The organism is Streptomyces sp. NBC_01304 (assembly GCF_035975855.1).
Lineage (GTDB): Bacteria > Actinomycetota > Actinomycetes > Streptomycetales > Streptomycetaceae > Streptomyces.
In genome coordinates this window covers 9,602,014-9,614,507 of sequence record NZ_CP109055.1, presented here as the reverse complement: position 1 = coordinate 9,614,507, position 12,494 = coordinate 9,602,014, and the positions used below count along the sequence as shown (strand labels likewise).

The 12,494-nt window shown below is 68.5% G+C and carries 10 protein-coding genes and 1 pseudogene; 5 read left to right on the top strand and 6 right to left on the bottom strand.

What is annotated here, in order from left to right; translation table 11 throughout:
- The first annotated feature begins 47 nt into the window (after positions 1-47).
- From OG430_RS49640 to OG430_RS42845, 3 genes and pseudogenes are all read left to right on the top strand, one after another.
- Positions 48-182: a DUF5988 family protein gene (locus OG430_RS49640; RefSeq protein ID WP_442816660.1), complete on the top strand. Its 135-nt coding sequence runs from the start codon at positions 48-50 to the stop codon at positions 180-182.
- Positions 183-525: 343 nt separating this feature from the next.
- Entirely contained in the window at positions 526-666 is a 141-nt protein-coding gene (locus tag OG430_RS42850; protein ID WP_327358071.1) for a hypothetical protein, read from the top strand.
- Between the two features lie 15 nt (positions 667-681).
- Positions 682-1,005, top strand: a pseudogene (locus OG430_RS42845) (Tn3 family transposase); the annotation flags it as partial.
- A 68-nt stretch (positions 1,006-1,073) separates the two neighbouring features.
- Here the strand turns inward: OG430_RS42845 and OG430_RS42840 are convergent.
- Genes OG430_RS42840 through OG430_RS42830 form a run of 3 tightly spaced genes read right to left on the bottom strand, consistent with a single transcriptional unit; the run spans position 1,074 to position 4,989 of the window.
- Positions 1,074-1,499 (bottom strand): hypothetical protein, encoded by a 426-nt coding sequence (locus OG430_RS42840; RefSeq protein WP_327358070.1) that lies wholly within the window; start codon positions 1,497-1,499, stop codon positions 1,074-1,076.
- On the bottom strand, positions 1,496-3,583 hold the full coding sequence (locus tag OG430_RS42835) for a site-specific integrase (protein ID WP_327358069.1): 2,088 nt from the start codon (positions 3,581-3,583) through the stop codon (positions 1,496-1,498). The genes OG430_RS42840 and OG430_RS42835 overlap by 4 nt, the downstream gene beginning before the upstream one ends.
- Entirely contained in the window at positions 3,580-4,989 is a 1,410-nt protein-coding gene (locus OG430_RS42830; protein WP_327358068.1) for a hypothetical protein, read from the bottom strand. Before OG430_RS42830 ends, OG430_RS42835 begins: the two co-directional genes overlap by 4 nt.
- Before the next feature lie 98 nt (positions 4,990-5,087).
- Between OG430_RS42830 and OG430_RS42825 the strand changes: the two genes are divergently transcribed.
- On the top strand, positions 5,088-5,612 hold the full coding sequence (locus OG430_RS42825; protein WP_327358067.1) for a hypothetical protein: 525 nt from the start codon (positions 5,088-5,090) through the stop codon (positions 5,610-5,612).
- Positions 5,613-5,870: 258 nt separating this feature from the next.
- Here OG430_RS42825 and OG430_RS42820 read toward each other — a convergent pair whose 3' ends face one another.
- The 3 genes from OG430_RS42820 to OG430_RS42810 all read right to left on the bottom strand — a co-directional run bounded on the left by OG430_RS42820 (position 5,871) and on the right by OG430_RS42810 (position 11,177).
- Complete coding sequence (locus tag OG430_RS42820) at positions 5,871-7,457, bottom strand: ISL3 family transposase (protein ID WP_327358066.1); 1,587 nt, start codon at positions 7,455-7,457, stop codon at positions 5,871-5,873.
- Positions 7,458-8,015: 558 nt separating this feature from the next.
- Entirely contained in the window at positions 8,016-9,533 is a 1,518-nt protein-coding gene (locus tag OG430_RS42815) for an integrase (protein ID WP_327358065.1), read from the bottom strand.
- A gap of 303 nt (positions 9,534-9,836) precedes the next feature.
- Entirely contained in the window at positions 9,837-11,177 is a 1,341-nt protein-coding gene (locus OG430_RS42810; protein ID WP_327358064.1) for a tetratricopeptide repeat protein, read from the bottom strand.
- 234 nt (positions 11,178-11,411) lie between these two features.
- On the opposite strand from OG430_RS42810, the gene OG430_RS42805 reads away from it, so the two are divergent.
- The gene (locus OG430_RS42805) at positions 11,412-12,476 is read left to right on the top strand and encodes a polyprenyl synthetase family protein (protein WP_327358063.1); all 1,065 of its coding nucleotides are present in this window, start codon (positions 11,412-11,414) and stop codon (positions 12,474-12,476) included.
- Positions 12,477-12,494: the final 18 nt, after the last annotated feature.

Genomic DNA, 12,494 nt, shown 5'->3' with positions numbered 1-12,494 from the left:
CAACTTTCCGGCGGACCGCCGACCTTGTCCGACAGCCGCCCCACCCCGTGGTGCAGGACCAGACGCGCATGACGCTGCCGTGGAGGAACGGCTATGAACACTACGCGTTCGACGAGGCCGCCTCACACGCGTCAGGCAGGTCGGTCTACCGCTGGATCTATCACACCGACAGCGCCGAATAGCACCCTGCCCGGGGCAGTGCCGGCCAAGATGGCCACGACTGGAGGGCCGGGAGAACTGCCCCAGAATCTTCTCCTCGCGGTCCTCACTCCGGGGCAGGAGCCACGACCATGGACCGCGTCGTGAACTCCGCGCAGCGAGCGCCCGCCGTTCCCTTGCCTACGGGGCTGCATCTGTCCGGCAATCTCGCAGGCCGCGGCTCTGCTCCGCTCGCTCGGGCGCTCCTCCCGCCTGAGCTTCAGGGGACACGAGAGCGGCCCGACCGTGACGAGCTGACGACCGTGACGCTGCTCTTGGGCCTCGTCATGTGGCGCACCCCGGCGCGGCCCGTCGTGCCAGATCAGCGTGCACCTGGTTGATGTCACCACCAACTCCGCCGCCACCCTCACTCCCGACCAGGGCGGACGGCAGGTCCGCGAGGGCGGGCCGCTGCGGGTGTGGGAGCGCATCGAGCACGTCCTGGACGCCCATGACGCGGCCGGGTAGCCGGGGCTGTGGAACGCCAAGACCCTGCACCTGCTGCAGATGCTCGATCCGGTCGACGACACCTACCGCCGCCAGATGGGCAAGCAGCTGTCCGTCCAGGAGTCCCGCCAAACCCTGGCCCGCGACATCTGCCACGGCAAGAAGGGCACCATCCACCAGGCATACAGGCAGGGGATGGAAGATCAACTAGGGTCACTTAGTCACGTTTTGAACGCAGTTATCCTGTGGACGACGAAGTACATCGACGCCGCCGTCCCCCAGCTCCGCGCCGAGGGCCACGAGATCAAGGACGTGGCCCGCCTGTCCCCGCTCAAGCACAAGAACCTCAATGTCCTGGGTTCTCTCGCTGGTTTGACGGTGTTGCTGATCTTGCTCTCTAGGGTCCCCGAGGGGGTGTTGGAGAAGGCTCAGTTCGGGGCTCTTCGACTGGGGGCCAGAGAGATGGAGTGGACGTTGCCGAGGAGTTCATCTCGTTCTGCGGTGATGCGGTCGAGTTCGGTGGAGAGCTCGTTGACGATGTGTGCGTAGAACTCGGTCAGTGTCTGCCGTTCGGCATCGGCAGCCTTCAGGCGTGTGTTGTCTTCCTCCAGCTCGCTGATCTTCTTCTTCAGGGCCGCGACGGGGGGTGGGTCCTGGGCGAGGAGGCGGACTCGGGCCTGAAACTGCTCGGCGAGGTCGCGGTGCTTGTGGGTGAGGAGCCAGCGTTTGATGCCCGCCTCAGCGGCGAGTTGGACGATCGTGAGTTCGCCCGTGGACCGCAGTGGGGTGCCGTCGAGGAGCCGGTCGACGGCTGCTCGGATCGCGTCGCGCTCGCCGGTCTCGGCCGCCGTCACTGTGTGTCCGGACGAGTGCGGTCGTGGTCCGCAACGAGCGTGATGAGCCGGGCCAGCTCGTGCCGCTCGCGTTCCTGGCGGGGTGCGGGACTCAGTGGATCGTCCACGAGGTCTTCCAGCTCGACGATCTGGCCTTGGAGGACGGTGATGTCGCGGTCGGTGCGGGCGATGTTCTGGCAGCCTGGCTGGCAGTCGGTCAGATCTGGCGTCCGTCGGGAGCTTTCGGTGCCGCCCAGTCGGCACTTGGCCTTCGCCGGGTCGAAGACGCAGGTCATGCCCTTCCCTTCGTGGATCTGCAGTGCCGGATTGTCGAGGAGATCTCGGGCCTGGCGGGTGCTGGTCAGGACCCGTCCGGCGAATTGCCGGGATACTTGGTGGACGCGCTGGTTGTAGGCGGGGGCGGCGGGTCCGCTGACGTGTTCGCCCGCGCGGAGACGGGTCTCGGCGTCGGCGAGCTGTTCCAGGCGTAGTAGCCAGGTCTCGAAGGCGTGCTCGTCGGGGAACCCGGAAGCGTAGGTCCCGCTGTATCCGAGAGTTACTCCGACGTGGAGATGGCCGTACTGAATGGCGCCGGCGACCAGCCCGCGGGGCTTCCTGACGATGTGCCAGGCCAGGGTCCGTCTGAAGCGGACCGGGTAGTACTGACGGCCGCTGGGATCGGGCGGGACGCGTTCGTCCCGGCCGGTGAGCGTGCAGTAGTCGTCGATCCATGCCGTGAACCAGTCGGTGAGCCGGGTGTCGAAGAGCGTGGTGGGGAACAACAGATCCCGGTCGTGCAGCTGTTCCAGTACGGACACCGCGTCGGCGACCTGTCGCACCACCACCCACGGATCGGTGCGTTCCTCGCCTTCGGGCTTCTTCTGTCCGCTCGCGTCGACGGCGCCCTTCCACTTGCGGCCCGTCATCAGCCAGAGGTCGGCGGCGGGGTCGTGACGGATGCAGCCGCGCCGTAGGGAGAGCACTTCCCCGGGTCTGGCCCCCGAGAGGTAGGTGACGATGATCGCGCAGGCTGTGGCCAAGTGACGAATCAGATGTGGGGCCTCGGTGAAGGTGATTGGCCGAGGTCGCCAGGGTCGGCCGTCGAACTGGCCCTGGATCGGGGCACGCAGGTAGGCGGCGTCCGCGAGGGGCAGGCCGCTGACGGCCAGGGCTGTCTTGTTCGCGTTGCGGTTCAGCCAGTGGGTGGGGCAGTTCAGGATCCGGGCGAGGTGCTGACGGTCGAGGACCGGCTGTCCGTCGGGGCCGGGCTTGCCCGGCAGGGCCGTGCCCTCACGGGTCATGCGTCGCAGGAGTGAGTCCAGATCGGTGTGGAAGGCGTCGGGAGTGCGCGGGTCCTGGTGACCGCCGTGGCGGTGCCGGGCAGTGAAACTGCGGGGCACCAAGGCGACGTACTCATCGCGGGCGACGAGGATGTCGTCGGCGAAGTCGTGGACGAACCGCAGGGACCACAGCAGTAGTCGGTCGATGTTCGCCGACGGAATGCGCGGGGTGCGGTTCTCTCCGCCGCGTCGTTTCCGGCCGATCAGTTCATTGGCGTCCGCTCCTTGCCAGGGCGGAGACTCCGGGAGCCGGTCGCCGGGCGGCAGCACTTCACGCCACGCCCACAGCCGCCGGACGGCGATGATCCGTTCACCCAAGGTGTCGCGGGACAGACCGCTCTCCCGCAGATCGGTGAGGTAGGCGTCCAGGTCGGCATGGCTGACGCCGGCCAGCGCGGAGATGCCGTGGACATCCAGCCAGACCAGGAAGGAGGTCAGCGACGGAAACCCGCTCACGACGGTGCGGACGGACAAACGGGTGTTGGAGAACCGCCGCAGAGCCGGCGAGTCCAGGCAGTTCAGGAGCTGCCACACGTAGGTCTTGGCCGTCCGCCGCAGAGGCTCGCGGATCGCGGAGAAGTTCAGGCTGGTCGCCGAGATGTGTTCCTCGAACAGAGCAGGTGTCAGCTCCCAGCGGTCCTCGGCGAGCACCGACAGGATCGCCGTGTCCGTGCCGGGCCTGACTGGCCGATTCAGCAGGACCGGAGTCTCGGGGCGAAGATCCTCGGCGAGGGCCGGCAGCGCGCGTGCGTACTCGGCGGTCATGTGTGATCCAGCTCTCGGGCCAGGAACCGCTCGGCCAGGCGGCGGTTGGTGTCGGTCGCCGCAGCTCGGGCGCGGGTGACGGCGGCGTCCGGATGCCGGGAGATCAGCTCGGTCAGTTGCGTATGCGGGAGCGCGAACCGTTGTGCCCACCGCGCCGGCGGCATCTCAGCGCGATGAGCGTCCAGACCGTCGAGGACGACGATCTGCACCGTCAGATGCTGTGGCGTCGCGCGGGCGCATGGGCAGTCCAGGCAGCGCATGAACGAAGCCCGGCACGGTTGTCCCTGCGGCGCGTGCGGGCCGCCGCGATGGTCGACGCAGGCTCCGAGCACTGTGTCCAGGTCCCCGGCGAGCATCTGCTTCAGGACGGGGATATCCACGCCGTAGCGGGCGGCGACCTTCTCCGGATGCTCGCGGGCGAGCTCCAGATCGGCCGCGTCCAGCACGGGCATCAGCGCGCTGGCCTTGGCCCGTACGACCTGATCGTCGAGAACCCGCGCGACGAGCTGCTGATAGGCGGTGATGTTGCCGCGGTCCCGCCCCAAGTACTCGTTCGCCAGGACCTGGTCGGTGTGCGCGACGGCCTGCTGTCGCTGTTCGAGGACGGTCAGCCGCATCCGCGGCAGGCTGACCTCTCCGTCGCGCGGCAGCGCGGATGAGGACGGCGAGGAGGAGAGGCTGGCGCGGTTGCTCCACTGGGCGATCGCGGTGCCGAGCGTCCCCGCGCCGGGAAGCCGCCCGGCCTGGAACCCCTTGCGGCCGCGGACGGCCAGCAGTCTGTCGCTCCCGGTGATCCGCCGTGCTGGTTCTGTCAGTTCGCGTACCAACAGAAAGACGCCGAGCGGTGTGTGCAGTTCATCGCGGGTGCTGACGGCTTCCTCGGGCGCCCCGTCCTTCTCGCCGGTGCTGAGCCAGTCGGGCAGGTCGGCCAGGACGACCGGCATGTGGCTGCGGTGTCCCCGGCGGGGTTTGACCAACTCGACGATGGCGTTCGGGGTGCCTCCCGCGTCGCCGTCGGGGCGGTGCACCGCTGCCGGGGCGTCGATGATGGTGCCGCCGTTCTGTCCGGTCAAACCGACCAGCAGAACGACGAACGGCATGGCCTCGCGCCAGGTGAGATGGACCATGGCGATCAGATCGTTGATCTTCCAGTACTTGGCCAGATCGTGGGGCAGGTAGCGGTGGCCGTTGCGGCAGAGAAGCCGGGGAACATCCCCACTGGTCTCAACGCCGTCCAGGACCTCTCCGAGCTTCCAGCGTTCCGCTTCACGCTCGCCGTCGACGGCCCCGGACCGCCACTGGTCAAGAAGCTGGCGGTGCTCGCGGATGCGGGCCGCCGTGGCACGGGCCTCGCGGCGAGCCACGGCCATGATCTGCCGGAACTCCTCGGGTGTGTAGCTAAGCACCGTCGGGGTGCGTGTGAGCGATCACGAAATTGGTTCAGGCCGCGATTCCGTGATGACTACGGCACCTGGTGGTCCGATGCTTACGGCACACTCATGGCATGCTCGACAACACCCTTGTACTTGCGACTGGGGTCCTCACCGCAGTGACAGCACTATCGGCAAGCTGGGTGACCAGCCGGGGAGCGATACGGACCGCACGTGTCAAAGCCCAATCCGAAGCCCTCGAAGCGCGTCATGACCGACTCGGAGATTCACGGCGAGCTAGTTACGCGGTCCTCCTCAATTACGTCATCGACATGCGATGGCAGCTCATTGCTGCGATGAACTTCGTTGGGGCCGGCGATGCAGCCGCCGCAGACGCGATCATGCGCACCAGGAACAAGATGGTTGCTGAGCTGCATCGTCACGAGACAGCCGTCCTCCTGGAGGGCCCTCGAAGCCTCAATGCCGTGGCATCTGCTCTGACTCACGCAGCGGTACAGCTCATGCTGGACATGGAAAGAACACTGAACGGCCCTCAGCCATCCGACATGGAAACGCTGCTCGCGCCATCCATGGATCGGCTCAGTCACGCTACAGATCGCTTCATTCAGAGTGCCCAAGACGTCCTTGGCACTGCCTAACCGGAGCGCGATTGGGCTTGATCCGCTTTGACGGACATCCGAGATCAGGGGTTCCGCCCCGGGAGGATGAGGCCCGAATCCGCTGGCCTCCAGCAGCGACCGGCCCGCCGCCGGCGCATTTGTGCCGGCGTCTCAGCGGTGTCGAAGTCTTGCCGGAGGAATCTGGCGAAGGAGCGAATCAAGGGCAGGTCACGCCGCTCGGCCTGGTGATGGCGTATTTTGAAGATTGATTCTGACCGTGATTGCGTTAATTCGGGGTCATGATCGAAGCAGAATGCGGGTGCGCAGGAGGCGGAACGAGGCGCGGCCGTACATGGCCCGCTTGATCGTCTTGATGCGATTGACGTGGCCTTCGACGATGCCCGAGCTCCACGGGAGAGTGAGGCCAGCGGTGACGGCATCGAGGTCGAGGCACAGGCCCTGCGCGAAGGACAGGATGGGGCTCGGGGCGTCGTGTTCAGCCTGGCGTACCCACTCCAGTAGCTGGTGGCCGCGCCGGTGTTGGAGCAGGTCGTGGAAGGCGCGGGCGAGGTCGCAGGCCCGGGTGATGTCGGGGCATGCCAGCCGTACTTTCAGGAGTTGCTCCTCCTCACGGGGCTTCAGAGCGCCGCGAGGCAGCATGATCCATGTGGTGATCTTGCGTGGGCTGGGGACGGCTCCGCGGGCGGGTTCGACGGTCCCGGTCCTGAGGCCGGCCACGTAGCGGCGTACTGGCAGATCGCTGCCCTGGTAGCCGCGTTGGCGGATCTCCCGGAAGAGGTCGGTCGGGCTGGTCACGCCGTCGGTGAACCGTTCGGTCAGGTAGGCGGTGTACGGCTCCAGCACGCCTTTGGGGCGCCCGTGCCGGGCGGACGCCAGCAGCTCGTCGAGGTCGGTGTCGCGGAAGCGGCGGACGGTCTTGCGGTCCAGGTGCAGGCGGCGGGAGATCTCGGAGACGGAGCATCCTTGCCCGAGCAGACGGTGGATGTCGGAGTAACGGTCGACGGTGCGGACAGCGATCTTCGTGGGTGGCAGAGTCGGCGGAGGCAGGGGGTTGATGATCCGCCGGGGCTCTGCATCGCGGTCGGCTTCGGCTTGTTTGCGCAGGCAGGAGCGGTGCTGGTGACATGTCTTCTCGACCGCGGAGGAGAGGTTGTTGAGCAAGTGCCAGCGGTCGGCGATCTCCTGGGCATTTGGCGCTGCTTGGCGCACGGCGCTGGAGTAGGCGCTGGCCCGGTCCCTGCAGATGATCTCCGCGCCGGGGTGTTCGCGCAGCCAGGTGGTGAAAGTCGCCGCGTCCCGGTCGGGCAGGACGTCCACCACCCGGGCCGCCTCAATGTCGACCAGGACAGTGCCGTAACGCCAGCCCTTGCGGAAGGCGAACTCGTCGACTCCCAGCACCCGGGGCGCCTGTTCGGGCACCACCGGGGCCGTGAGCAGCCCCAGCAGGTGGGTACGGCCGGCGGGTAACTGGAGGACCCGGCACAGGCGTTCACCGGGACGGCCGCCCAGGAACGTTGCGATGGTCTCCATCCATCGCCGCAGGCCGACGCTGTTGCGACGGTACCGCTCGCTCAGATCCGGCACCTGCTCGACGAACGTCCGCCGCTGGCACGAGGCCCGCTCACAGAAGAACCGGCGCACGCTGAGCCAGATCGCCAACGTCCGCCCCACCACAGGGCGTTCAGCTACCCGGCGCACGTACCGAGAGTGAACACGACGCCCCCGCCAGCCGCAGTCCGGACAGACTGGCGGGGACCCGCACGACGACGCCTCGACAGCGACTCTCTCCGCGCTGACGTGCACCGCGGTGACACGCACATCGATCCCGGGAAACAGCACATCCTCGATCGCCACGGCCCCCATACCTGGGCAATCCCCACGAGAAACGTTCCCGCAGTCGCACGACGACCAGGGGATTCACGCAATCGCAGCCAGAACCAATTACGTGATCGTTCACAGTGCGGTCTCGGTTGATGCCACCACTGCGAAGGGCCGCGCAGAAGGCATCATCGACCCCGTCCATAGCCCGCAGTGCCCGTTTGACCCCGTTGACGCGCTGGGCGAGCGTGCGTTGCCCCGCATACGTATCCCGGTATCCCTCCAGATGAGCAGGGAGTAACTGGCCCGGGGCCGACGGCGGGACGGGCAGCGTGGACAGATACTCGGCGAAAGTCTTCAGCCCGTAGTAGCAGCCGGCCGCAGTGCCAAGGCTCTTGCAGGTCCCCGACGGACCGGTGCGACGGTCGAAGGCTGTGGCGAACGCGACCTGTATGTCCCGGGCCACAGGCAGGACCGTGAAGTCGAAGTCCTTGCTGCGGCGGCCGTCCTCGCTGGTGACCTGGACCGTGCAACGGCCCTCGTCCAATAGCAGCCGGACTGGCGCGCGGTAACCAGCCGTCGGCAGCGCGGCCGGACGTCCCCTCACCGGTGTCCTTCGCCCTCGGCCAGCGGATCCGCCGCGACCTTGGGATGCTGCCTCCAGACCTGATCCAGCAGGGCGGCGACCGGGACCCCGACCGTCTGTTCCAGCAGCAGCTCGACGTCCAGATACCGGAATGGCTCCAAGTACACGTCCATCGTCGTTGTGACGCTGCGATGACCGAGCATCGTCTGCACGAGCTGCCAGGTATCGCCGAACTGCACCCGGAAGTCCCGCAGTTCCTCGCCGTCCAGGTGGGCGAACCGGGCGTCGTAGAGCAGTTTGCCCACGGAATACCAGCGCAAGACGAAGGAGTGGCGCAGCCGGTGAGCCGAACATCCGAAGCCATCCAGCCCCATGGCCGCGATCCGGGCGTTGGCCTCGGTGAACGTGTGCTGCCAGCCGTGCGGGGCGCGCGGCAGGCCGTCCTCGTTCAACCACACCGCCAGCGGTTCCAGCCCGTACTCACCCTCGCGGAACAGCCGCTGCCGCATCTGCGGATCCAGGGTGTCCAGCGACACCGAGCTGACCGCCCCTGCTCTGTCGCGCATGCTCAGTCGCCGGCCGGCGTGGACTCGCACGACGACGAGCGTGCCGGGTACCTGGACATACCGGCCGTGTAGTTGAGCCCGGCGAACCGCCCTGGCCCGGGCCCCCTCGAGGTAGGACAGCACACCGATCAGGGCGGGCTTCGGCAGCCAATAGCGCCGTCCCAGGCCGCCCTTGGCGCAGGCGTCCGCCAACCACCGCGTGGTGAAGGCCCGGTCCGGGTCGTCGCCCGGCAGCTCGATGTCCAGCACACTGGCCCACTCGCTCAGCCGCAGCCCGGTCTCGAACAGTCCGTCGGCGAACGCGGCGTCCCGTTGTTCGCCCCGCCCCCGCCAACGCGGGTCTTCCAGCCCGTCCAAGCCGAACCCGCGCAGCCCGATGTCGCGCCAGCGCCGGTAGCCGGCCGGGGTGAACCACTTCACGTCCCGGCTGCGGATCCCCACCGGACCGGCCGCGATCTCCTCCACCGAACCGCGAGGTGCGGGCGCCCGCACCTCGCGCATCTCCACCGGGCTGACCGCCCCGTGGTGGCGTGCGGCCCAGTCGTAGAAGACGTTCAGCACCACCAGGTCGCTCTTGAATGTTCCGGCCGCGACCCGTCGTGGGTTCACCGGATCTGCCATCCGCCAGAACTTGAACGCCTCCACGTCGGCGGCTACCGCCTGCCGCCAAGAACGCCCGCGTACGGCCAGGAAGTTCAGCCACAACCCCAGCACGTACGCGTACTTGCGCCAGGTGTCACGGTCCCGTGCTGTCATTGGATACGACGAGAAGAACGCGTTCACCCGCACATCCGGCTTGCCGTCCGGACCCAGGAGGAACGGCTGGCCCGGCCGCCGGCCGTGCGCACGCAACAGCTCGGGCAGTCGCGCCGCGAACTTCCTCGCGAGTGGGTCAGAGAACTCCGGCCAGCGCCGTTCGGGATCGGAGAAGCACACCCGCCACCCCGCAGAAACACCCTCGGTGATCACCGCAGCAACGTAGCGTCAGGCCCCTACGCGATGTGCAACATCACATGCGACAACACCCGAACTGGGTAGAGAACCTGGGCCGGTTCGAGCTGGATATGAACAGCCGTCTCGACCTGGACCTTGCGGCCACCGTGCCCGGCCCGCGCAGTCCACAAGGCGAGTCAGCCGACGCCCCGAGCTGAGCTGACGAGGACACCGTCGACCTCGACGATGGCGAGTGACAGCCCCGGAAGCCAGATCGGCCCCGGCGCTGTCCCACGGGGGAGGGCAGCGCCGGGGGGCCGTGCGGTGGTCGTGGCCGTTTCAGCGCAACTGCATGGCCCGGGCTAGGACGTCTTGGGTGGGCCGGTGGCGGGTGTGGGGGGCGAGGTTGCGGCGCATGGCGGCGAGACGGCGGGCGGTGCGGGCGGAGCCGAGGTGGGGGTAATCGTCGAGGAAGGCCGACCAGTGGGCGAGGGCTTGGTCGAGGTGGCCGAGACGCAGGAGGGTTTCGGCGAGGGCCGCGTGGGTGAGGGTACGGGTCTGGCGTTCGGCTCCGGTACGCAGACGCAGTGAGAGGGTGTAGGCGCTGATTGCGCCGGTGAGGTCGCCGAGGGCGGTGAGTGTCTGGGCGCGCTGGTAGTGCAGGGCCGCCGGGGGGTATGCGGTGAACGGTCCGGGGGTTGTGTCGGCCTGTTCGTGGAGGCGTTCTGCCTGGGCGAGGACACTGAGGGCGGTGCGGGAGTCGTGGTGGGCGGCGGCCGTGGCGAGGTGGGCCAGAGTGTAGGCGCGGGTGATGGCCGGGGCGCAGCGGGCCACCTCGGCGGCACGTTGGGAGAGGTGCCAGACCGCGGGGGTGTGGTGGCCCAGGTCGCTGGCGTGGGCGGCCATGGACCGTAGGGCGATCGTGTAGGCGGCCGTGTCGCCGGCGTCGGCGGCCAGACGCGCGGCACAGCGGTGGTAGTGCTGGGCGAGGGCGTCGGCTCCGTCGTCGGCGGTTATGGTGCCCAGCAGCAGGGTGAGGCGGGCGGTCTGGGCGAGAAGTTGGCGGTGCACCGGCTCCGGGGCGGGGGTGTTCAGCCAGCCGGTGACGGGATGAGTGAGGTAGGCGGCCACGGTAGCGCGTACATGTCCGCCGCCATGGGCTTGGGCGGCCTGCGCGAAGCGGTGGGACATCGCCTCCATCTGCTCGACCCGGGCGGGTAACACCGTCGCCTCATCGCCGTCCGGACGCTCTCGGCCGGGCAGTCCGGCGGCATCGGGCAGGGCGAGGGCGGCGAGGCTGTAGACGCTGGCGGTCAGCAGGCGGCGCCGGGCCGGATCGAGATCGGCCTGGGCCAGGGTGGCAAGAGTACGCACCGCATCAGCGTCCCAGGACAGGTCAAGCCCTGGAGAGGAAACCGGAATATCTGACTCCGACAGGCCTGCTTCGGCTCCGGTGACGGGCCGGCCCAGGCGCCGGGAGAGTGCCTCGAGCAGAAATACCGGTGCGGGCGGGCGGGGGCGGGTGCCGGACAGCCACCGGGAGACAGTGGACTGTCCGCACGCCAACGGTTGCCCGTGCTCGGCCGCCACCACCCTGACCGCCGCGGCCAGTTGGGCCTCGCCCATCCCGGCCTCGTTCACCAGCTCGCGCAATGCCTTGTTCGAACGCTGTGTGACCATCTCGCACCCAGCCTTCCGGCCGACTCTACCCGGACCAGTAAGGCTCCTCGCCGCCGTGGGGCGTTCACAAGGGCGCAAGGTTGCAAGGTGTGCATGGCGTCGACCGCCCCAGTCCTCTGGGCGATGGCCCTCCTACGGCGGTGCACTGGTTTGGCACCCCCCCGCCGGGACCTGTCAGGCCCGGCCGGGGTGCGTGTGCCTAGGGCTGCCCCGGACCCCGGCGAGGGAGACCTCATGACGACTCCGTCCCTGCACGCTCAGACCGTCGACCTCGCGACCCTGCAATCCCGGGTCGACAGGGTGCTGCACGACTTCCTCGCGACCAAGACGCACGGCGCCGAAGACCGGTCCCTGCCCGTGGACGTACCCGTGGTGTTGCGGGACTTCCTGGCCGCAGGCGGAAAGAGGCTGCGTCCGCTGCTCTGTGTGCTGGGCTGGCATGCCGCCGGCGGGCAGGGCGACGACACGGCCGTGGTGCAGACGGCGGCGGCGCTGGAGATGTTCCACGCCTTCTGCCTCATCCACGACGACATCATGGACAACAGCGACACCCGCCGCGGCCGGCCCACCGTGCACCGCCAGGTCGCCCTCCGGCACGGCCACGACCATCTCGGCACCAGCGCGGCCATCTTGATCGGCGACATGGCACTGGCCTGGTCGGACGAACTCCTGCACAGCACAGGCCACCCATCCCACCGTCTGGCCGCCCTGCGCCGGGTCATCGACGTCATGCGCCAAGAGGTCATCTACGGCCAGTACTTGGACCTCATGACCCCGCTCGGGCCGATCACCGACCATGAAGCGGCCCTGCAAGTGATCCGCTTCAAAACCGCGAAATACACCGTTGAGCGTCCCCTGCACTGCGGAGCAACCCTCGCCGACGCCGGCCCGGACCTGCACACCGCCCTGTCGCGCTACGCACTCCCGCTCGGGGAGGCCTTTCAGCTGCGCGACGACCTCCTCGGCGTCTACGGCCGACCCGACGACACCGGCAAGCCCGTCCTGGACGACCTGCGCGAGGGCAAGCACACCGTCCTGCTCGCCCTGGCCGCCCAACGAGCGGACACCACCCAGAGAAAGCTCCTCGACACCTTGGTCGGCACCGAAGACCTGGACCACGACGGCGCCGCCCGCATACGCACGGTCCTGGACGCCACCGGCGCCCGCGCCACGGTCGAAGACATGATCGCCACCCGGTACGCCAGTGCCTTGGCCGCCCTCGACGCCGTCCCCTGCCCGCCACCGGCCACTGCCGCACTGCAGCACATCGCCGACCGACTCGTGGAGCGCACCTCATGACCCGCCGCCCCGCGCGGA

Coding starts and splice junctions, on each gene's coding strand:
- OG430_RS42835 (WP_327358069.1), bottom strand. CDS start 3,583: ATGACCGCCGAGTACGCACGCGCGCTGCCGGCCCTCGCCGAGGATCTT.
- OG430_RS42825 (WP_327358067.1), top strand. CDS start 5,088: ATGCTCGACAACACCCTTGTACTTGCGACTGGGGTCCTCACCGCAGTG.
- OG430_RS42820 (WP_327358066.1), bottom strand. CDS start 7,457: ATGGGGGCCGTGGCGATCGAGGATGTGCTGTTTCCCGGGATCGATGTG.
- OG430_RS42810 (WP_327358064.1), bottom strand. CDS start 11,177: ATGGTCACACAGCGTTCGAACAAGGCATTGCGCGAGCTGGTGAACGAG.
- OG430_RS42805 (WP_327358063.1), top strand. CDS start 11,412: ATGACGACTCCGTCCCTGCACGCTCAGACCGTCGACCTCGCGACCCTG.